This is a genomic window from Aeromonas sp. 604282, assembly GCF_049170575.1.
In the GTDB taxonomy this organism is placed as follows: Bacteria; Pseudomonadota; Gammaproteobacteria; order Enterobacterales; family Aeromonadaceae; genus Aeromonas; species Aeromonas veronii_A.
Map to the genome: position 1 here is coordinate 518,110 of NZ_JAAKMV010000001.1, position 20,287 is coordinate 538,396.

General features: G+C 62.1%; 15 protein-coding genes. 13 read left to right on the plus strand and 2 right to left on the minus strand.

Features of this window, described 5'->3' with window-relative positions; genetic code table 11:
• Window positions 1–120: 120 nt before the first annotated feature.
• The 11 genes from G5367_RS02210 (at window position 121) to G5367_RS02260 (ending at window position 14,812) form a co-directional block, all read left to right on the plus strand.
• Window positions 121–1,764: an electron transfer flavoprotein-ubiquinone oxidoreductase gene (locus G5367_RS02210; RefSeq protein ID WP_421211304.1), complete on the plus strand. Its 1,644-nt coding sequence runs from the start codon at window positions 121–123 to the stop codon at window positions 1,762–1,764.
• Between the two features lie 292 nt (window positions 1,765–2,056).
• Entirely contained in the window at window positions 2,057–3,004 is a 948-nt protein-coding gene (gene corA, locus G5367_RS02215; protein ID WP_005345036.1) for a magnesium/cobalt transporter CorA, read from the plus strand.
• Between the two features lie 149 nt (window positions 3,005–3,153).
• Window positions 3,154–3,630, plus strand: a complete 477-nt coding sequence (locus G5367_RS02220; protein WP_421243706.1) for a DUF2919 domain-containing protein — start codon at window positions 3,154–3,156, stop codon at window positions 3,628–3,630.
• A gap of 249 nt (window positions 3,631–3,879) precedes the next feature.
• On the plus strand, window positions 3,880–4,329 hold the full coding sequence (locus G5367_RS02225; protein WP_421243707.1) for a hypothetical protein: 450 nt from the start codon (window positions 3,880–3,882) through the stop codon (window positions 4,327–4,329).
• 4 nt (window positions 4,330–4,333) lie between these two features.
• Window positions 4,334–7,339 carry a YncE family protein gene (locus G5367_RS02230; RefSeq protein WP_421243708.1) on the plus strand — a complete coding sequence of 1,002 codons (3,006 nt, stop codon included), beginning with the start codon at window positions 4,334–4,336 and terminating at the stop codon, window positions 7,337–7,339.
• On the plus strand, window positions 7,339–8,178 hold the full coding sequence (locus G5367_RS02235) for an FTR1 family iron permease (RefSeq protein WP_421243709.1): 840 nt from the start codon (window positions 7,339–7,341) through the stop codon (window positions 8,176–8,178). The genes G5367_RS02230 and G5367_RS02235 overlap by 1 nt, the downstream gene beginning before the upstream one ends.
• 102 nt (window positions 8,179–8,280) lie before the next feature.
• Window positions 8,281–9,705: an NAD(P)/FAD-dependent oxidoreductase gene (locus tag G5367_RS02240; RefSeq protein ID WP_421243710.1), complete on the plus strand. Its 1,425-nt coding sequence runs from the start codon at window positions 8,281–8,283 to the stop codon at window positions 9,703–9,705.
• Between the two features lie 34 nt (window positions 9,706–9,739).
• Window positions 9,740–10,300 carry a hypothetical protein gene (locus G5367_RS02245; RefSeq protein ID WP_337072111.1) on the plus strand — a complete coding sequence of 187 codons (561 nt, stop codon included), beginning with the start codon at window positions 9,740–9,742 and terminating at the stop codon, window positions 10,298–10,300.
• 106 nt (window positions 10,301–10,406) lie between these two features.
• Complete coding sequence (locus G5367_RS02250; protein WP_421243790.1) at window positions 10,407–11,777, plus strand: hypothetical protein; 1,371 nt, start codon at window positions 10,407–10,409, stop codon at window positions 11,775–11,777.
• 15 nt (window positions 11,778–11,792) lie between these two features.
• Complete coding sequence (locus G5367_RS02255; protein ID WP_421293806.1) at window positions 11,793–13,487, plus strand: hypothetical protein; 1,695 nt, start codon at window positions 11,793–11,795, stop codon at window positions 13,485–13,487.
• A 113-nt stretch (window positions 13,488–13,600) separates the two neighbouring features.
• Window positions 13,601–14,812, plus strand: coding sequence for a Bcr/CflA family multidrug efflux MFS transporter (locus tag G5367_RS02260; protein ID WP_421293807.1), 1,212 nt, complete (start codon window positions 13,601–13,603; stop codon window positions 14,810–14,812).
• Window positions 14,813–14,887: 75 nt separating this feature from the next.
• Here the strand turns inward: G5367_RS02260 and nhaD are convergent, their stop codons facing one another.
• A complete protein-coding gene (gene nhaD / locus G5367_RS02265) occupies window positions 14,888–16,312 on the minus strand; it encodes a sodium:proton antiporter NhaD (RefSeq protein WP_421293808.1) in 1,425 nt (474 codons plus the stop codon).
• A gap of 107 nt (window positions 16,313–16,419) precedes the next feature.
• Window positions 16,420–16,887: a DUF4357 domain-containing protein gene (locus G5367_RS02270; protein ID WP_005333716.1), complete on the minus strand. Its 468-nt coding sequence runs from the start codon at window positions 16,885–16,887 to the stop codon at window positions 16,420–16,422.
• Window positions 16,888–17,084: 197 nt separating this feature from the next.
• On the opposite strand from G5367_RS02270, the gene G5367_RS02275 reads away from it, so the two are divergent.
• Both G5367_RS02275 and G5367_RS02280 read left to right on the plus strand, forming a co-directional pair.
• Window positions 17,085–17,765, plus strand: coding sequence for an ABC transporter ATP-binding protein (locus G5367_RS02275; protein WP_236324815.1), 681 nt, complete (start codon window positions 17,085–17,087; stop codon window positions 17,763–17,765).
• Window positions 17,766–17,795: 30 nt separating this feature from the next.
• On the plus strand, window positions 17,796–20,225 hold the full coding sequence (locus G5367_RS02280) for an FtsX-like permease family protein (protein WP_421293809.1): 2,430 nt from the start codon (window positions 17,796–17,798) through the stop codon (window positions 20,223–20,225).
• The last annotated feature ends 62 nt before the right edge of the window (window positions 20,226–20,287 follow it).

Consider the following 20,287-nt stretch of genomic DNA (forward strand, 5'->3'; position numbering starts at 1 on the left):
TTTGTTGCAGTACGCTTTTCCCTGATTTTTTGCTTTTTCTTGCCCAGTTTTGCTTACAACTGCTTTACGTTTACGTAAACTACCAGCATTACCCTAGGCCAACCAGAGCGCAGAGGCAAGATGGAACGGGAAGCAATGGAATTTGATGTCGTCATCGTCGGCGGCGGTCCGGCGGGGCTCAGTGCAGCCATCGCCCTGAAACAGCAGGATGCCACTCTCTCGGTCTGTCTTCTGGAGAAAGGGGCGGAAATTGGCGCCCATCTGCTCTCCGGCGCCCTGTTTGATCCCGTCGCCTTGCAAGAACTGCTGCCGGATGGCTGGCAGCAAGCACCGCTCGGCGTACCGGTCAGCGACGATCAGGTGCATCTGCTGCAAAGCGAGCAACGCTCCCTGCAACTACCCGCCTGGGCCGTGCCACCCCGGATGCACAATCAGGGTTGCCATGTGGTCAGTCTTGGCAATCTCTGCCGCTGGCTTGGCCAACAGGCGGAGCAGCTGGGAGTCGAAATATACCCGGGGTTTACCGCCAGCGAACTTATCATGGAAGCAGGCCGGGTCAAGGGGGTCATCACCGGCGATCTGGGGCTGGATCGGGCTGGGAACCCAAAAGCTGATCATGTGCCCGGCATGGCGCTGCTCGGTCGCTACACCCTCTTTGCCGAAGGGGCCCGCGGCCATCTCGGCAAGCAGCTGATCGCCGAGTTCAATCTGGAAAACCCAGCCCAACCCCAACACTACGCCATCGGCTTCAAGGAGCTGTGGCAACTGCCTGCAGGTCGGGGCAGAGCAGGACGGGTGCTGCACGGTAGTGGCTGGCCCCTTGGCAAGCAGAGGGGTGGCAATAGCCACGGTGGCTTCTATCTCTATCACATGGAGGGGGATCAGGTCGCGGTCGGGCTGATTGTCGATCTTAACTACCAGAACCCCTGGCTCAGCCCGTTCGACGAATTCCAGCGCCTCAAGCATCACCCGCTTATCGCCGGCGTGTTGCAAGGGGGGGAGCGCATCAGTTACGGCGCCCGCGCCATCACCAAGGGGGGTTGGCACGCCCTGCCCCGCATGCATTTTCCCGGCGGCCTGCTGATCGGTTGTGATGCGGGCACCCTCGACTTTTCCCGCATCAAGGGGATCCACACCGCCATGAAATCGGGGATGCTGGCGGCAAAAACCGTCGCAATGGCACTGCGGGGAGGCGATGAGGGGGGCCGAGATCTGGCACAGTATGGCGACGAACTGCACCAGAGCTGGCTGGCCTGCGAACTCAAGGCGGCGCGTAACTTCGGCGCGGCGCTTCACCGCTATGGTCCCTGGTTAGGCGGTGCCTTCAACTGGCTGGAGCAACGGCTGTTTGGCGCAAACTCGCCCTTCAAGCTGCTCGATAAGGCGCACGATTATCGTCAGCTGCGCGTGGCCAGTCGCTGCGAGCCTATCCATTATCCCAAACCCGATGGCAAGCTGAGCTTTGACAAGCTCTCGTCTGTGTATCTGGCCAACACCAGTCACGACGAGGATCAGCCTTGTCACCTCAAGCTGCAGGACGAGCGCATTCCGGTCGAGGTCAATCTGCCCACTTGGGCCGAACCCGCCCAACGCTACTGCCCGGCAGGGGTGTTTGAAGTACTGGAAACGGAAGGTGCGGCCAAGCTGCAGATCAACGCTGCCAACTGTATTCACTGCAAGACCTGTGACATTAAAGATCCCAGTCAAAATATCATCTGGACTCCACCACAGGGGGGCTCCGGGCCCAATTATCCGAATATGTGATGAAGCGGGGCAGCGGCAACAAGCAGCCCCAGCTAGCCCTCCCCCAGCCAAAGGCGGGTTCTACCCCGCATAGCCGCTCAGGTGATCCGACCTCGCTGGTTTTTTGAACAAACAAGCTGAATCCCTGATGAATAGCCCCTGACAAGCGCGGCCCGCCCCTGTATAGTTCGCCGCATTCAGGTTTTCCATCGGCCCGATCTGCTTATCCACGGGATCGCCTTCTGCTGCGATCTAAGGCCGCATGACCTGTGCAACCATCCCTGATTACCCATGACATTTTAAGGGGGGACAGATGATCACCGCCTACATTCTCAACAACAAGGTGCTGGACATAGTCACGCTCGGGCCTGACGACATAGTACCTGACAACACGGTCTGGCTGGATGCCTACAAGCCGGACACGGCAGAGCGAGAATGGTTGACGGGCCTGTTCCTGGAAGAGGTCCCCGACAAAGAAGAGCTCGACGACATCGAAGCATCCGCCCGTTTCTACTGGGATACCGATGGTCTGCACATTCACTCCCTGTTTCCCCAGCGGATCGGTCGTGACACCAAGGGTGTCCACGTCTCCTTTACCCTGCGCAACAACCTGCTGATCAGCATTCGTGAAGATGACATCGGGCTGGTACGCCTGCTGCGCCACTACATGCGCCAGGATCGGCTTGAAGTGGAGGATGCCCTCGACATCCTGCTGGAGGTGCAAAACCTCAAGGTAGAGTACCTTTCCGACCTTATCGAAGATGGTTACAAAACGTTGGAAAACACCGCAGATCAGATCTTCGAGCCGGATCAGATCAACCCCATGCTCAAGGAGCTGTTGGCACAGGAAGAGGCCAACGGTCAGATCCGTCTCTCCCTGCACGATACCCGCCGCGCCCTGCGTTTCCTCAAACGCAGCCTGCGCCAACGCATGAGCCTGGAGCAGAACAAGTGGATCGACGAGATGCTGCACGACGTGGAGTCTCTCTTGCCCCACACCCAGTTCCTGTTTGACAAGATCAACTTCCAGCTGGAAGCCTCCATGGGGGTAACCAATCTGGAGCAAAACAAGGTGATCAAGATCTTCTCGGTAGCCGCCGTAATCTTCCTGCCGCCGACCCTGATCGCCAGTATCTACGGCATGAACTTCGGCCGCATGCCGGAGCTCGCCTGGGAGTATGGTTATCCCATGTCACTGGTGCTGATGGTGATGTCATCGCTCGGCACCGGGCTCTTCTTCAAACGCAAAGGCTGGCTGTAACGCCAGCTGCCCGGCACAAAAAGATTCTCGCGGATTGGGGGGCATGGCCCCCCGATTAATTCCCCCCCTCTCCCTCGCCTTGCAAAGGGTTCGCCTTCGCCCCATATCCTCTGCATCACCTGCACTCTATGAATGGATATCGGGCAACCATGACCCTCTACCCCGAACACCGCTATGACGATCACGGCCAGTTGCGCCCGCCCCTCTGGTTCTGGCCCATCGCCCTGTTGCTGACCCGCTCGGTCTGGCTATTTCTGATGGCCGGCGTCACCCGCGAGAGCGGCAGCGAGATCCTGACCCTCTTCTATCCCGACAGGATAAGTCTCTACATCAGCCTGCTGACCGACGTACCCGCCATGCTGGCGTTGCTCGCCTGCGGGGGCACCTATCAGCAGACCCAGAGCATTCGCGCCAGACTCCGGCGCCACAGCCCGTTGCTGCTGCTCTGCTCTGCCATCAGCGGCCTGTTGATGCAACTGCACAGCCTCAATCTGCAGAAGTGGTCATTCAGCTGGCCCACCGCACTGGTGCTGGTCGCCAGCCTCTGGTCACTATGGTATCTGCTGCGCAGCCGCCAGCTACGGGAATATGCTGCTGATGATCCTCATCAGGAACCCTCCATCTAGCCAGACACGTGGTCATAGCATCGGACCGTAAACATGAGGAGGCCGCTGCCCCGCTGTCGAGGGGCGGCAACGCCCGCACTCTAGCCCCATTGGTGACACCCAATCGGATAAGGGATCATCAATATAGGTGTTCGGTCACTGCATTCAGCTTTGATTCATCAGCAATACAATTGATAACACTTTTCATTACTCTTACAGCGTTATAAACTTGCTTCCCCCGGGCGGCCCCGCCCGGGTGCTGGAGCCTTTATGACAAGCCTTTCTCTCTCACCCCGACAATTCTGGCAGTGGCTGGCCTACCACCATCAGGCCGCCGAGGGCACCCTCTACCTGATGTTCTTCTCCGGCCTGCTGTTGTGGGAGCCGCTGACCCCGCTCTGGTCGCTGGCGCGCTGGAATCTGTTCTTGCATGTGATGCTCTCGCTCACCCTGTTCCCGCTGCTGTTTGGCGCCTTCTGGCTCTCCCATCGCAGCTTGTTGAACCGCAGCAACAAACCTTTTTTGCGCACCACGGGGCGGATTATCGAAGCCCTGCTGCTGGTCTGTCTGGCCAGCGGCCTGCTGCTGGTGCTGCACGGCACTCCGGGCGATGCCATGGGCAACCTCGCCAGCTGGGCCCACTGGATGAGCGCGTTGGCGTTAACTCCTCTGGTGCTGCGCCACGCCTGGCGCTGGACCCTCTTGAAATGGCGCTCCTGATCCCATGTTGAAATCCTCTCTCTGTGCATGTTTGTCACCCCTGCTGGCCCTCGTCCTGCTGCTGGTCAGCCCCTTCGCGTTTGCCCAACAGATGGGCGCAGGGATGCTCGCTTATGAAGCGGGGAACGCCCCGCGCCTCGTCACCGCCAACCTGAGCGCAGGCTCGGTCACCCTGCTTGAGCGCGATAGCGGAAAGCGCCTGAAAGAGGTGCAGTTGGGGGGGGAGCTGCGCCAGCTTGCCCGCGCCGATGACGGCACCCTGCTGGTCACCGACTACAGCGGCGATCGCCTGCTGCTGCTGGATGATGCTCTCGATCTGGAAAAGACGCTCCCCAGCGGCCACCGCCCCTATGGGGTCATCTTCGATGCCAAGCGGCAGTGGTTCTGGGTCACGCTGTTCGAATCCGCTCGCCTGCAGGCTTTCGACACCGCGGGCAACCTCCAGCTGGATGCAGAAACCGCCGAGACTCCCCGCGGGCTGGCCCTGACCGACGACGATCGCCTGCTGCTGACCCACGCCATGACCGGCCAGCTCGCCATCTATGATCTCGCCAAGCTTGAGAAGAACGCTAAGGGGGCTACCCTGCCCAAGCCCAAACTCATCACCCTGGCCGAGACCCACAGCGACACCCCAAGCGACTCGCAGGGCTTGCCGCGCCTGCTCGACGGCATCGCCCTCTCCCCCGATGGCAGCGAGGCCTGGCTGCCTCATGTACTGTGGAGCTTCAGCCACCCCTTCCAGTTTCAAAGCACCGTCTTTCCGGCGGTCTCCATCATCGATCTCGATGAGGAGAAAGAGCGGGTCGATGAAAGAAAACAGCTCTTTTTGCAAATCAACCTGCCAAGCGTCGGCAACCGCAGCCAGATCGTCTCCAACCCTTTCGCGGCGCGCTTCGCCGCCGATGGCAAGCGGGTCTACCTGACCCTGGCGGGCTCGGAGGATCTGCTGGTGTTTGACCTGTCACGCAGCGGCAAGTCCAACAACAACCGCCACCGCCGCAAGAAGTTTCAGGGGGGCGCCAAAGCGACCCAGCTCTTGCGTCACCTGCCGGGCCAGAATCCGCGAGATCTGCTGATCGATGGCGACCATATTTTGGTGCACAACGCCATGGGGCAGGATCTCACCCGCCTCAATAGCGGCGGCAGCGGCCCGTTTGCCCGGGTCACCGTCGATGTGCCCCACTTCGCCAAGCTGGTAGAGACGGATCCGCGCCCCGAGCCGCTTCAGCGCGGCGAGCGGCTGTTCAACCTTGGTAACACAGCGTCCAACTCACGCTTCCCCATGGCGGGGGACAACTGGATGAGCTGCAACTCCTGCCATCTGGATGGGTTCAATTTCACCAACCGCTATCTGATGGCGGCCCATCGCCAGAAGAGCGGTGACAACGCCATCAACGGCCACGCCAACCTCACCAACATGGTGGCAGGGGATTTTGTCGGCGAATATCTGCGCATGACCCAGCAGACCCAGGGCGGCATGGGCCATGACACCCGCGATGGGGCCGAGACAGTTGACCCCGCGAGGCCCCAACCGGAAGTGAAAGCGATGATGGAAGATCTGCACGCCTTCGTCACCGCTGATGGCAACCTCCCTTATCTTGCCAACTGGCTGCGGCTCGATGCCCCGCGCACGGATCCCGCCAAGGCGCCGACCACCCATCCGAAGGAGTGGCTCAACTCCGCCTCCTGCCAGAACTGCCACCAACAGGCGTTCAAGGACTGGAGCGAGAGCAACCACAGGCTGATGGGCAACTCCCACCCCTACTACAAGGTGGTGCAGGCGCTGGCCCGCCAAACCGAAGGGGAAGCGTTTGGTCAGTGGTGTCAGGGCTGCCACATGCCCCAGCAGGTGATGACAGGCCTGCTGGATCTGCCCAATGGCTCCCACATGTTCGAGCAGGGTGGCTCCTCGCTGATTGCCGCCCACAAGGCGGGCGAACCTGTGGTTGAGGAAGGGACCGGTTGCGTGCTCTGCCATCGCATCACCAAGGTAGAAGACGCGGGCGGCAACAGCGCATTTACCGTGAATTTGAAAGACCGCGAGAGCTATGTGTTCGAGGATGCCCCGGGCGGCAGCCTTAAGCACTGGCTGGCCGAGCGGCAGATCAACGCCCGTCCGGCGGCCCACAAAGCCTCCTATCAGAAGGATTTCTACCGCGACGCGGCACTGTGCAAGTCGTGCCACAACGAGTTTGCCCCGGGCACCGGCGCCAATATCGTCAACACCTGGGACGAGTGGGAAAAATCCAGCTTTGCGAACGCGGAGGATCCCGCCAAACGGCGCACCTGCATCGACTGCCATATGAACCCGGAGCCGGGTAACGGCGGTGCGCCGGTCGCGGGTCAATCCACTGAAAACGGCACCATGAAAGCGCGGCTCTATCGCCACAACTTTACCGGCGCCCAGCACCAGCTGGTGGGGCTGCGTAATCCTGCACTTGAACAGGAGAGCCTGGCGCTCTTGCGCTCCAGCGCGACCCTCTCCGCCCGTATCGAACAGGCTGCCGATAGTCAGCAGCTGGTGGTGCGGGTCGCCAATACCGGCGCGGGCCATGCCCTGCCCACTGGCGTAGCTGATTTCCGTGAACTCTGGCTGGAGCTGACCGTCACAGACGCCAGCGGCAAGATGGTGCTTGCCAGCGGCCAGCCGGTGGATGGCGCCGTCCCTGAGGATGCGCGACTGTTCAGAAAAGTGTTCGGTGATGCCGAGGGCAAGCCGGTGGGGCTCAAGTTCTGGCGCTACGCCAAGCTCTTGGAAGATACCCGCATTCCGGCCGATGGCTGGCGCGATGAAGCCTGGCCGCTGCCCGCAGATGCCCAAGGGCCCTTCAAGGCCGATATCAAACTCAATTTCCGCACCTACCCCAAGTGGGTCAATGATGCGGTGCGCGCCGCCGAGCCCAGCTTGCCGGAGCCCCCTATAGTGCTGCTCGCTCGTCTTCAACTCAACCGGCTGCAACTTACCTTGCAGCCTCTCCCCGTCACGCCCGCTACGGAGCCTCAATCCTGATGTTTGCAAGTTTTCTGATTACCCTGCGCGAGGGGCTGGAAGCCTTCCTGCTGGTCGGCATCTGCCTCTCCTACCTCGCCAAGCTGGGGGCGAGCCGCTACAACAAATTCATCTATCTGGGGGTGGGGCTCGGCCTTGTCGCCTCCCTGATCGTCGCCTTCCTGTTCCAGGTGGTGGTGAGCCAGTTCGAGAGCGAGCGCTACAACCACCTGTTGATGGCGGGGATCCTCATCTTCGCCACTCTGGTGCTCACCTATATGGCGATCTGGATGCAAAAACAGGCCAAATCCCAGGTGGGAGCCATGACGGCGCGCATCGATGCGGCCATCGATGGCGGCAACCTGTTTGGTCTGGTGCTGCTTGCCTTCCTCGCCGTGATGCGCGAAGGGTTTGAAACCGTGCTCTTCTTCTCCGCCCTGCTCTACTCCGGGCAAGGGGTAGATCTGCAATCCGGCCTGATGGGCGCGCTGGCGGGGCTGCTGGTCTCCATTGCGCTGGTGTGGGGGCTGCTGCGCTCCACCCGCAAGGTAGCGCTGGCTCCTTTCTTCCGCTGGACCGGCCTGCTTATCATCATCATCGCCGCAGGCTTGCTCTCGTCCGCCGTCAACATGTTGCAGGCGGCAGACATCATCACCTTCTGGACCACGCCGGTGTTCGACATCAGCCACATTCTCGACGATCAGGGGGTATTTGGTACCTTCCTGCGCGCTCTGTTTGGCTACAATGCCTCACCCGCTGGCTTGCAGCTGCTGACCTGGGCCCTCTATCTGGCGATCTTCGTTACCCTCTGGCAGCGCAGCTATCGCCCGCAGGTGAGCGCCGCATCCAGCAAGAGCTGAACCCGCACGCCCTGTGGCAACAAGGCCACAGGGTAACAACACTATTCGGGAGCCGCGCCTTGGCGCGGTTCCCTTATCTATCAAGCAGTTTCGGAATAGGTCATGAGCGATAACAACAAGAAAAGCATTGCAGTGCTGGGCGCTGGCCCCGCCGGTTTGATGGCGGCCTGGCGCCTGCGCCGCGCCGGTTTTGCCGTCACCCTGTTCGAGCAGGAGCCGGTGGTCGGTGGCATGTGCGCCACCCAGACCTTCAAGGGGCGCGATGGGGAGTATCGCTTTGACTACGGCGGCCACCGCTTTATCACCAAGAACCCCGAATTGCTCGCCTTTATCGACGAGCTGATGGGGGACGATCTGCTCCATGCCGAGCGCAAGAGCGTGATCCGCTTTGGCGGACGCACCTATGACTACCCCCTGAACCTGCCCAACCTGCTCAAGACGGCACCGCTCGCCCTGATGGCCGGTGCGGTGAAAGACTTGCTGCTGTTGCCCTTTGCCAAGAAGCCGGATGATTTTGCCAAGGCGAGCTTTGCCGAGTGGATCCAGAGCCACTTTGGTCGCACCCTCTACCGCCAGTTTTTCGAGGGCTACACCGGCAAGCTGTGGGGCATCAACCCGGACAAGCTCTCCGCCGACTGGGCCGGTCAGCGCATCAGCCTCATCGATCTCAAAGACGTGGCGCGCCGCCTGCTGCCAAGACGCAACGGCAGTATCTCGGTGCGCACCTATGCCCGCAAATATCGCTACCCCAAGTATGGCTTCGGCCAGATCTTCACCACCCTAGGGGAGCGGCTGGTGGCAGAGGGCGTTGAGCTGAAAACCGGCGCCACCATCACCCGCCTTGAGCAGGCTGATGGCCGCATCGAACGGGTTTATTGGAAACAAGATGACGTTGAGCAGAGCGAGCAATTTGATCAGGTGATCTCCACCCTGCCGCTGCCACTCACCTGCCAGCATCTGGGCTTGCCGTGCGATCTGCACTACCGGTCGCTTCGCTTCGTCAATATGCCGCTTAAAACAGAGAACCTGTCGGACAACACCTGGCAGTACCTCTCCGACCCCCATATTCTGGCGACCCGCTTGCAGGAGCCGCGCCGCCGCAGCCCCTTTATGGCGCCCCAAGGCCAGACCTCGGTAATGCTGGAGATCCCCTGCAATCCGGGGGATGCCACCTGGCAGGCTCCGCTTTCTGATCTGCGCGGTCGGGTTACAGCTGATCTGGCGAGCCTCGGCGTCGATACCCAGAAGCTTGGCGATGAGACCTTCGAAGCCCGCAGCGAGTACGCCTATCCGCTGATGGATTTGGGCTATCAGGCACGCCGTAACGAAGCCATCAAGGCGCTGATGCCGATCAGTAACCTCATCATGACCGGCCGTCAGGGGACATTTCGCTACATCTTCACCGACACCGCCATGGAGATGGGGATGATGGCGGCCGACATGGTGATCGACGGGGTGGACAGACGTCATGCCATCTTTAACCATCGCAACGAAAATACCGTAATCGAAACCCAGAGCGTGGCCTGAGTGCCGCGCCATTGGCATAAGTAAGGAGAACAGGATGACCATCCGCCCGGGTTTACTCGCCCTCACCCTGCTGCTGACCCTGAGCGGGCAGGCGCAGGCATACTCCTACGCCGCCGCCGGCAAGGAGCCACTGATCGACGCCCGCGAGGCGCTGCTGGGCGCCGCCACTGACGGCAAGGATGCCAGCGCCACCTTGAGCGAGATTGCCGACGAGCTGACCTATCTGGAACAGCACCACAAGGTGGAGCTGCAAGGGCCGCTGGCCGCCGCCATCAAGGGGAAAGACGCCGCAGCAACCGCCGCCCTGCTCAACCGGGCCTACAAGGCGGAGATCGAGCGCCGCCTCGAAGGGGCCAGCCAGAATCTTGGCGACTACCAGACCGCCAAGGTGCTGGTGGTCAAGAGCAAGCGCTTCCTCGATCTGATCCTCCCCTCCCTTAGCGAGGGGGATCGCAAGGCGGCCGAACAGGCGTTGGCCAAGGTGCTGGATGCCATCGGCAACCCGGGGGTATTCGGGGTGGGCGCCAAGCCCGCCGACGCCGCCGCCTTTGCCGCAGCGGAAAAAGCGCTGATGGCCGTGCTGGCGCCGCTTTGATGGCCTCTCATCGATGACGACGGCCCCCCTCATCCCCAACCCTTCTCCCGCAAGGGGAGAAGGGGGGCGTCACCACGGCCGATTACGCTTCGCTAATCGACCCTACTTGCTGATCCTGCTGCAACTGGCCTGGCTTTGCTGGCTGCTGGCCTTCCCGGTAGCCCTCGATTCCGACGATGCCCTCAATTTCGCCCACGGGGTGACGCGCTTTAGCGTGCTGGAATTCTCCCCCCACTTTCCGGGCTACCCCGCCTTTATCTGGCTGGCACGGCTGATCAATCTGGCGGTGGACGAACCGGCCCGCGCGGTGCAGTGGGCAAGTCTGCTCGGTAGCAGTTTGCTGGCGCCGCTCGCCGCCTTGCTGGCGGTAAAACTGTGGCAACGGCCCAGCCTGCTCGCCCCAGTCTGGCTGCTGGTATTGGCCCTGCCGCTCACCCCGACGCTCGCCCTCTCCGGCCTTTCGGATGGGCCGGCGCTCGCCGCCTGGCTCGGGACGCTGCTGGCCTTGCAGCAGCGCAGAATTGCACTGGCGGGTCTGTTACTGGGCCTTATGCTGGCGCTGCGCCCCTCCTATTTTGTGCTGGCGCTGCTGCCCCTGTGGCTCGGGCTGGCGCAGAAGGAAACGCGCATCAGATTTGTGCTCCCCATCGCACAGGTTGGACTTATCAGCCTGCTCTTTGTCTGGCAGGCCGATGGCTGGGCCTATTTCAGCGAAGGGCGGCGCTTTACCGACGGCCACTTTACCCTGTGGGGCAACACGGCAGCGGCCCACGGCGATCGGCTGCTGAGCTGGGCGAGCACCTTCAACGATCAGCTCACCCCGCTTTGGCCCTTGGCTGTTGGGGCGCTGCTGGTACTGCCGCTTTGGCAAAGATCAAAAAACCGCCCTGCTGCCCTCCCCCCGCTCTGGACGCTCTACGGGCTCGCCCTGCTGCTCTGGACCCTGTTTGGCCAGAATCCCGACAATCCCCGCCATCTGGCCCCCATCACCCTGCTCGGTATCGTGCTACTGGCAGGCTGGCTGCCACGCCGTGGCGAGGGGGTGGTCGCGGTGGCCGGATTGCTGCTGATCGGCGTGACCTTCACCCTGCCCCGTCCGCCCGCCATGGTGCAGGCAACAAGGCTCGCAGAAAAAGCATGTCCGGCATTGGTGACCCAGTGGGGCGTGCGGCTGCTGCGGGATACCACAGCCTTGGCCGTCACCGATGGCTGGTACAAGGGGGATGCAGCGCTGGCGCTCTCTCAGGGAGCCTGCCGCCTAAGTCGCCGCCCCATCGCCGCGAGCGAAATGCCCACTGCGGTGCACCAGCACTGGTTTGCCCCACGCTTTGCCGCCGAGCCCGGACTCTGGCTCGCCATTCCCTCGCGGCAGACAACCCATGGAAAAAGTGACAAGAAACATAGAAAGAGCACAAAAATCCGCCAAGACAACAAAAATGAGGGGAACAACTCGGTTACACTCACTGCGCATCCATAACAGACGAGTCTCCTTATGCGTGTAACCAGAGAGTGGCTGTGGGTTTTGTCGGTGCTGACCGGGGCCTGTGCCCTCCTGTTGCTGCCATTCTGGCTGCGTGGCGGTAGCCAAGGCCATGATCTGTTTCACCACCTGCTCTCCGGTCACTTCTTTGCCGTGCAACTGTGGCAAGGTGAGCTCTATCCGCGCTGGTTGATGGAGATGAACGGCGCCTTTGGCAGCCCGGTCTTTTTCTTCTATCCCCCCCTGCCCTACTATGTGAGCGCCCTGTTCGCCGGCCCTACCCCACTGGCCCACGAGGCGATGACGCCGCTGCTCTGGAGCAGCAGCGTGGCACTCTGGCTCTCCGGCCTGTTTGCCTATCTCTGGTTGCGCCCCTTTGCCGGCCACGGACGGGCGCTGGCGGCCAGTCTGCTCTATATGGCGCTGCCCTATCATCTGGCCATCGATATCTACGCCCGCTTTGCCCTGGCGGAGAGCTGGGCCTTCGTCTGGGCACCGCTGGCACTGCTGGCGCAGGATCGCCTCTGCCGCGGCGCCCCCTTTGCGCTACTGCTGCTCGCACTGGCCATTTCCATGCTGACGCTTTCCCATCTACCAAGCACCCTGCTTATTCTGGGCTTGCTCACCCTGCGCAGCCTGCTACTGGTCTGGCGCTACAAGGGGAGCACAGCGCTTGTCAGTGTCCCTGTCACCGCCTCCCCGCTCATTGGCACCCTGCTGGGCCAGCTCTGGGGGTTGGCGATGGCAAGCCTGTTGCTGCTGCCCGCTCTGCTGGATCAGGGGGGGATCTCCATGGAGCAGATGCGCACCGGCATGTTCGAATTTCAGCGCAACTTTCTCGATCGTTTGCCCCAAAGCCGTGATGACTGGCGCTTTCGCGGCCATCTCGCCTGGCTGACGCTGCTCACCCTGGCTCTGCTGCTGGTAGCTTGGGCGGCTGCCCGCGAGCCACGCCATCCCGAGTTGCTGCTCTGGGGGGTCATTGGCACCCTGAGCTTTCTGATGATGCTGCCTCCAAGCGAGCCCCTGTGGCGCCTGCTCACTCCGTTGCAACTGGTGCAATTTCCCTGGCGCCTCAATCTGCTGCTGGTCATCGCTACCGTTGCCGTGGTGGCGCTGGGTACCCCCACCTATCGCCCGTGGCAGTGGGTCTGGTGGTTACTGCTTGCCCTCACCCTGCTCTCGCAGGGACTCTATGTACGCGAGGCGCCGCTCACCCAGGCTCCCGTAAAGAGTCAGCTCGACGGGGAGTTCGACAGCAAGCGCAGCGCCCGCGAATACCGACCAAAGCAGGTGCCACGCGGCATGTTTGCCCCCACCCTGCTGGCCTGGAAAGAGGAATTCCAGCCCGCCATCACCAGCGACCATCAGGGGGTGAACTGGCAGATCCAGCGCTGGCAGCCTCGTCATATTGAATTGACGGTGGATGCCCCGGCGCCCGCCAAACTGATCCTGCACCAGTTTGATTACCCGGGCTGGCAGGCAAGGCTCGACCAGCGCCTGCCGCTTAGCGTCAGCAGCACCCGTAACGGGCTGGTACAGGTCTGGGTGCCTGCTGGACAACACAGCCTCACCTTTACCCTCACCGCCCGCTGGCCGGAGCGGCTCGGGTACGCCATCTCGTCGCTGGCCTGGCTGCTCTGGCTGGGGGGAGTGATCCGCGCAGTGCGCCCACATGACCGCAAGCGAGCTCCCCAAGGTGGCTGAGCCGCCGGGCACCTCCCCCTTTTGAGGGGGCAGGAACGTCATGCCGAGCGGGGGCAAACCTGATAGACTCGCCCTTCTCCCTTTTTCAACCAAGGTTCACCAGCGGATACCCTATGCCCCAATCGCCAACAGCTCAGGCTGCCGCCCTCTCCCCCCGTTTCCTGTTTATCCTGCTGGGTGCCCTGGCGGGTCTGACCCCGCTGGCGGTGGATATGTATCTGCCCGCCATTCCGGCCATCGCCCGGGATCTGGCCACCAGCATCGACGGCGCCCAGCTCACCATCAGCGCCTTTCTGGGCGGCTTTGCCATCGGTCAGCTCTTCTACGGCCCGCTGGCCGACAGCTATGGCCGCAAGCCGGTGATCCTGGCGGGGCTCATCATGTTTGCCATCGCCTCGGTGGGCTGTGCCATGGCGGACTCTCTGCCTGAATTGCTGGCCTATCGGATGCTACAGGCAGCGGGCGGCGCCGCGGGGTCGGTAGTGGTCAATGCCCTGCTGCGCGATCTGTTCGAGAAGGATGCGTTTTCTCGCGCCATGTCGTTCGTCATTCTGGTGATGACCCTGGCGCCGCTGGTGGCCCCTGTGGTGGGCGGCTATATCAGCGCCCACGCCGACTGGCGGGTGATCTTCTGGCTGCTGGTGGGGATCAGTCTGCTGATCTGTCTGGTGATGCAGTGGAAAATTCAGGAGACCCTGAAACCGGAACACCGCCAACCCCTTAATCTGGGCCAGATCCTCAAGAACTACTGGGGGGTGCTCTCCCATCGCGGCGCCATGGGTTATGTGCTGTGCGGCTCCCTCTCCAGCTCCGGCATGTTCGCCTTCTTAAGCGGCTCCCCTTACGTCTATATCGAGTACTTCAAGGTGCCGACCGAGCACTACGGCTGGCTGTTTGGCCTCAATATCCTGCTGATGATGGTGGTCACCTTCATCAACAGCCGACTGGTGAAAGGGGTGGGCGCCGAGCGGATGCTGCAATACGGTCTGCTGGTGCTGCCCTGCGCGGGCGCCCTGCTGGTCTACAACGCCTGGAGCCAGACCGGCGGTCTGTGGGGCATCGTCATTCCGGTGGTACTGTTTGTCGGCCATATCAGTCTGGTGGGCGCCAACGCCATGACCGGCCTGATGGGCCACTTCCCCCAATCTGCGGGTACCGCCTCGGCACTGGCGGGCACCCTGCGCTTTGGCATCGGCGCCCTGGTCGGCATTCTGGTCAACCTCAATCCGCCCCACTCGCCGCTGCCCATGGCCATCGCCATCGCCTGCTGCGGGGTGGGTTCGACTCTGAGTTACTGGCTGCTGACCGGCAAGCGAGGCGATTGATCCCCCTCCCCCTGTCAGGAAAACGAAAGAGGCTTCCATCAACGGAAGCCTCTTTTCATATTGGCGCCCAGACGTTCAGAACTGGGCACTGTTGAGCCAGAGGTGCGCCCCTATGCTCACCAGATAACCGAGCAAGATGGCAGGCAGCCACTTCAGGTGGCCAAAAAAGGTATACATGCCGTGGGCCTGTCCCATCAGGGCCACCCCGGCCACAGAGCCGATGGAGAGCAGGCTGCCGCCCACTCCGGCAGTCAGGGTCACCAGCAGCCACTGCCCCAGCGCCATATCCGGGTTCATCGACAGCACGGCAAACATCACGGGAATGTTGTCGATGACGGAGGACAAGACCCCGATAAAGACGTTGGCCATGGTGGGATCCCCAGCGTCATACAACCAGTGTGATACCAGCTCCAGATACCCCATAAAGCCCAGCCCACCGACACACATCACCACCCCGTAGAAGAAGAGCAGGGTGTCCCACTCCGCCTTGGCCACCTTGTTGAACACGTCAAATGGCACCACAGAACCCAGACTGCGCAACCGCACCTCATCACCATTGCGTTCATAGAGCGCACGCTTGCGGGCAAGGGATCGCGGCAGCGACTTGCGCAAATAGAAGCCGAAAAACTGCAGATAACCGAGCCCCAGCATCATGCCCAGCACGGGTGGCAGGTGGAGGAAACTGTGGCATAGCACCGCCGTGATGATGGTCAGCAAGAACAGTGCGACGATGCGGCGGGCTCCCCGCTTGAGATCGACCACCTCGTTATCAGCCTCCGGCACATGACGCGGCACCATCAGGCTCATCAGGATGGCCGGGACCAGAAAATTGAGCAGAGAGGGAATAAGCAGGGTGAAGAAGTGGCCAAATTGCACCTTGCCCGCCTGCCACACCATCAGGGTGGTGATATCCCCAAAAGGACTGAAAGCACCACCGGCATTGGCTGCCACCACGATATTGATACAGGCCAGGTTCACAAAACGCCGATCACCATTGGCCACCTTCAACACGACGGCACACATCAAGAGCGCAGTGGTCAGGTTGTCTGCCACCGGCGAGATGCAAAATGCCAACCCGCCAGTCAACCAGAACAGGGTGCGCAGGTGAAAACCGGATCGCACCAGCCAGGCGCGCAGGGCATCGAACAGCCTGCGATCCTCCATGGCATTGATGTAGGTCATCGCCACCAGCAGGAACAGCATCAGCTCGGCATATTCCAGCAAGGTATGGCGAAATGCCTGCTCGGCGACAGGGCTCATCCCTTGTTGCTGGTAGGCGATACCGATCAGGATCCAGATCACCCCGGCGGCCACCAGCACGGGTTTGGACTTGCGCAGTTGCAGATACTCTTCAGCCATCACCAGGGCGTAGGCCAACACAAACAATCCGACACAAAAAAGTCCGATTGAGGAGGATGTCAACAGAACTGGGCCACTACTGGCATGGGCGGGAGGGATAAACAGGGACAGCAGCAAAATAACAGGGGTGAGCGCAGACATGGTCTCTTCCTTTTAGAACCATCTGGCAATGATGCTAGCACCTGGATGAAAAGAAAAATTCATCCAGGTCAATTAACGCTTAATTGGTTTGCTGTCGAAACGCGGGATTATTTCTTGCCGAAACCCGACTGCTTGAGGGTATAGCCTGCGCTGTTTTGCCAGGCATCCAGACCGCTGCGGTTATTGCCCGCCACCAGACTGGCGGCCAGACTCGGACTGTTGAAAAGCTGATCGGCGGTAAAGACAAAGCCGCCCTGACTGCGGGGCACTATGACCCCCTTCTCCAGCAGTTCGTGACGCAGCTCGATCACCGCTTCACGCAAAGAGGCGGCATCCTCGCCATTGGCGGTGGAACCGGCCAGCACCATAAAGCCCGGATTTTGCCGCTTGCCCACCGGATAACCGTGGGCCTCGGCCCCCTTGCCGTTGAAGTGGTAGAGCTCGCGCTCCCCCGGCCGATTGTCGGAGAGTGCCTTTTGCAGGGTCATCAGCTCGTTGTAGATCTCGATGGGGACGACGGCAGCCTGCTTGTTGCCCTTGCTATCGATGATAAAACTGACTTGCTTGTGTAACATCCTTGCTCATCCTGTGACCCATGGAAGCCCCTATTCTAACCACCTCGGGCAAGCGGGATCCAGCGAGGATCCACTGCTCTTTTGCCGCCTTGATCACTAACTGGCACTCTTGATCAACCGTAAGGGGTGTTGATCATTGCTGGCCGTGCTAGCGTACCAAGCATGATGAAAGCCATTGACCATCAAACGGTTATCCCATGCTGACCCTGCGCAACCTCTGCAAGAGCTTCGATAACGGCAGTGAACGACTGCCGCTGTTCCACCATCTCGATCTCGCCCTCCCCGCTGGCGAGATCACCCTGCTGCTGGGCCAAAGCGGCTGCGGCAAGTCCACCCTGCTGAATCTCATCGCCGGGCTGATTGCACCGGACGAGGGGGAGATCTGGCTGGGGGAGACCCGGATCGACACCCGATCTCCCGACGAGCGGGCGCGCCTGCGGGGCCGCCATTTCGGTATCGTCTATCAGGATTTCAACCTGCTGCCGACCCTCAACGTGGCCGAGAATCTGGCCCTGCCGCTGGCCATCAACGGGCTGCCACCGGATGAGACAAGGATTGACCAGTTGTTGCACCGGCTCGATATGAACCACAAGCGCCATGCCTGGCCGGAGCAGCTCTCCGGCGGTCAGCGACAGCGGGTGGCGCTGGCCCGCGCCCTTATCCATCAGCCCAGTTGGCTGCTCGCCGACGAGCCCACCGGCAGCCTCGATGAGCACAATGCCGAACAGGTGATGGCGTTGATGGTGGCGGCGGTACGGGGCACAGGCGCAGGCTTGCTGCTGGTGAGCCACAACCCGGCCTATGCTGCGCTGGCCGACAGGGTGCTGCGCCTCGAAGGGGGGCAACTTATCGAACTCAAGGGGCCCCGTCATGACTAAACGGCGATTGCGCCTGCCGGGAGCACGCTGATGCTGCCACTCAAAGCGCTACTGCGCCTCTATCGCAGCCACCCCTGGTTGCTGCTGATGAGTCTGGCCGGGCTGGTATTGGGGGTGTCACTGGTGGTGGCCATCGAGCTGCTCAATCACAGTGCCCGCACCAATTTTGTCGCCGCCCGCAGCCAGCTGGCGGGGGAAGCCAACTACCGGCTGGCCCCCGCTGGCGGGCTGGATGAGCAGCTTTACGTGCAGCTGGTGACCAGCCAGCCCGCCCTCGATGCCATGCCCCAGCTCCATGGCTGGCTCAAGGATGAAGAGGGGCGCAGTTTTCAGCTGCTGGGAATGGATCTCTTCAACCCCGGCCCCCTGCGCCAGCTGTTTGGCGCCCAACCCGCGAGCGAGTCCGCCTTCTCCTTAAACCGGGCCGACAACATCTGGCTGGCGGGCCCCGAAGCGGAGCGCCTTGGCTGGCAAGCGGGCCAGAGCCGCCGCTTTGTATTGGGCGGCAGCGATGGCGCCAGCGCCCGCCCCCTGACCCTGACACTGGCGGGCACCTTTGAACCGGGCGCCGTGCCCATGGAGCGGCTGCTGATAACCGACATCGGCCTCGCCCAGCCGTTGCTGGATAAAGCGGGTCGGCTCGATCGCATCGTCTTCAAGCTAAGCGAATCAGAGGCTCGCACTCTGCAGGCCACCCTGAAAACCGATTACCCGAACCCGCCCTTGTGGCTTGAGCCCATCAGCCCGGCGCTCGATGCCAGCCAGCTTGGTGATGCGCTGGCCCTTAACCTGACGGCGCTGTCATTGCTCGCCATGGCGGTGGGATTGTTTCTGGTGTTCAACGCCCAGCGATTTGTGCAGAGCGTGCGCCGCCCCCAGCTGGCCCAGTTGATCATTCTGGGGATGGGGCCGAGTCGGGTGCTGCGCTGGCTCATTCTGGAGCTCGTTATTCTCGCCACCATCGGCACCCTGCTCGGGGTGCTGCTCGGCAGCCTGTTGGCGCTGGCACTGATGGGACAGCTCACCCAGGCGCTGGCCGATCTCTATGGGCCCAACCCCATCGACCTGTTGCGCCTCTCCCCCGTGAACCTGCTCAAGGCACTGTTGATCGGGCTGCTCGGCACGCTGGCCGCCAACCTGCCCAGCTGGTGGCAACTGCTGCGCCAATCCCCCCTCGAACTGCGAGCGGGAAGCAGCCGTCCCCCCGCTCACCCGTGGCGACGGCGCGTGCTGGCCATCGCCATCTTGCTGCTGTGCGCTCTGTGCCTGTGGTTGCCGCAAACCGGTTTGACCGGCGCCCTCTTTATCGCCGGCGGCTGGCTGCTGGCCATGGCGCTCTGGCTGCCCGATGCCCTGCGCGCCCTGCTTGGCTGGCTGCGACGGCGCGCGGGCGGCCCCCTCACCGCCCGGCTCGGGGTGGCCGAGACCCTCTATCATCTCGATCGCACCGCCATCGCGGTGATGGCGTTGCAGCTCGCCATCGCGGCGGCCATCGGCATCGGGGTCATGGTGTCGAGCTTTCGCTCCAGCGTGGAGATCTGGCTCGGCCAGCGTCTGGCCGCCGATCTCTATGTCACCGCCCCCAAGGGGGTGGCGGGCAACAAGGGTACCTTGAACGAAGCCACCCTCGAGACCCTGCTCGCCAACCCGCTGGTGAGCGCCGCCTCGCGCCGCTCGGTGCACCCCGCCCGCTGGCGGGGGCAGCCCATCGAGTGGGCGCAGATGGATTTTATCCCCCAGCTTAAAGCGGCCTATCCACTGCTGGCCGGACGCTGGCCGACCCGTCCCGACGAAGTGCTGGCGAGCGAACCGCTGACGGTGCGCCTCGGGGTCAAGGTGGGCCAGACGTTGGCGATCAGCGGCGAGCAGGGGCCAAGGCAGTTCACCGTCACCGGTGTCTATCAGGACTACGGCAGCGACAAGGGGCAGATCCTGCACGCCTTTGAGGCCGGGGCGGTGCAATCCCTCGCCCTCTTTAGCGACGACCCCGAGCAGCTGGCCGATCGCCTGCGCGAGCGCTTTGGCGAGCAGCTCAATCTGCTCTCCGCCCCCGCCATTCACAGCGCTGCGCTCAAGGTGTTTGACCAGACCTTTGTGGTGACCGAGCTATTGAAACTGCTGATCCTCGGCATCGCCTTTGTCGGGATTGGCTCGGCCTTTATGGTGCTGGGTCTGGCGCGCCGTGGCGAGCTGCAGACCTTGCAGAGTCTGGGCTTGAGCCCCCGCCACTGCCGCCAGCTGCTGGTGTGGCAAGGGGCGGGATTGGGGCTGCTCACCGCCCTGCTGGCCCTGCCGGTGGGATATGGCCTCGCCTGGGTGCTGATCGAGGTGGTCAATCCCCGCGCCTTTGGCTGGCGCCTCGCCTTCGAGGCCGCCCCCCTTCATGCGGTCACCGCCCTGTTGCTGGCGCCGGTGTGCGGGGCACTGGCCTCCTGGTATGCGGCAAGGAGAGTGGTATGACATATCGGTTAGCGCACTGGCTCAGCCATAGCTTGAAGCTCCCATTAACCACGTCCCTCTCT

What these genes read in the sequence shown, in the direction of transcription:
- G5367_RS02210 (WP_421211304.1), top strand. Translation starts at nt 121, where the DNA reads ATGGAACGGGAAGCAATGGAATTTGATGTCGTCATCGTCGGCGGCGGT.
- corA (WP_005345036.1), top strand. Translation starts at nt 2,057, where the DNA reads ATGATCACCGCCTACATTCTCAACAACAAGGTGCTGGACATAGTCACG.
- G5367_RS02220 (WP_421243706.1), top strand. Translation starts at nt 3,154, where the DNA reads ATGACCCTCTACCCCGAACACCGCTATGACGATCACGGCCAGTTGCGC.
- G5367_RS02225 (WP_421243707.1), top strand. Translation starts at nt 3,880, where the DNA reads ATGACAAGCCTTTCTCTCTCACCCCGACAATTCTGGCAGTGGCTGGCC.
- G5367_RS02230 (WP_421243708.1), top strand. Translation starts at nt 4,334, where the DNA reads ATGTTGAAATCCTCTCTCTGTGCATGTTTGTCACCCCTGCTGGCCCTC.
- G5367_RS02235 (WP_421243709.1), top strand. Translation starts at nt 7,339, where the DNA reads ATGTTTGCAAGTTTTCTGATTACCCTGCGCGAGGGGCTGGAAGCCTTC.
- G5367_RS02240 (WP_421243710.1), top strand. Translation starts at nt 8,281, where the DNA reads ATGAGCGATAACAACAAGAAAAGCATTGCAGTGCTGGGCGCTGGCCCC.
- G5367_RS02245 (WP_337072111.1), top strand. Translation starts at nt 9,740, where the DNA reads ATGACCATCCGCCCGGGTTTACTCGCCCTCACCCTGCTGCTGACCCTG.
- G5367_RS02255 (WP_421293806.1), top strand. Translation starts at nt 11,793, where the DNA reads ATGCGTGTAACCAGAGAGTGGCTGTGGGTTTTGTCGGTGCTGACCGGG.
- G5367_RS02260 (WP_421293807.1), top strand. Translation starts at nt 13,601, where the DNA reads ATGCCCCAATCGCCAACAGCTCAGGCTGCCGCCCTCTCCCCCCGTTTC.
- nhaD (WP_421293808.1), bottom strand. Translation starts at nt 16,312, where the DNA reads ATGTCTGCGCTCACCCCTGTTATTTTGCTGCTGTCCCTGTTTATCCCT.
- G5367_RS02270 (WP_005333716.1), bottom strand. Translation starts at nt 16,887, where the DNA reads ATGTTACACAAGCAAGTCAGTTTTATCATCGATAGCAAGGGCAACAAG.
- G5367_RS02275 (WP_236324815.1), top strand. Translation starts at nt 17,085, where the DNA reads ATGCTGACCCTGCGCAACCTCTGCAAGAGCTTCGATAACGGCAGTGAA.
- G5367_RS02280 (WP_421293809.1), top strand. Translation starts at nt 17,796, where the DNA reads ATGCTGCCACTCAAAGCGCTACTGCGCCTCTATCGCAGCCACCCCTGG.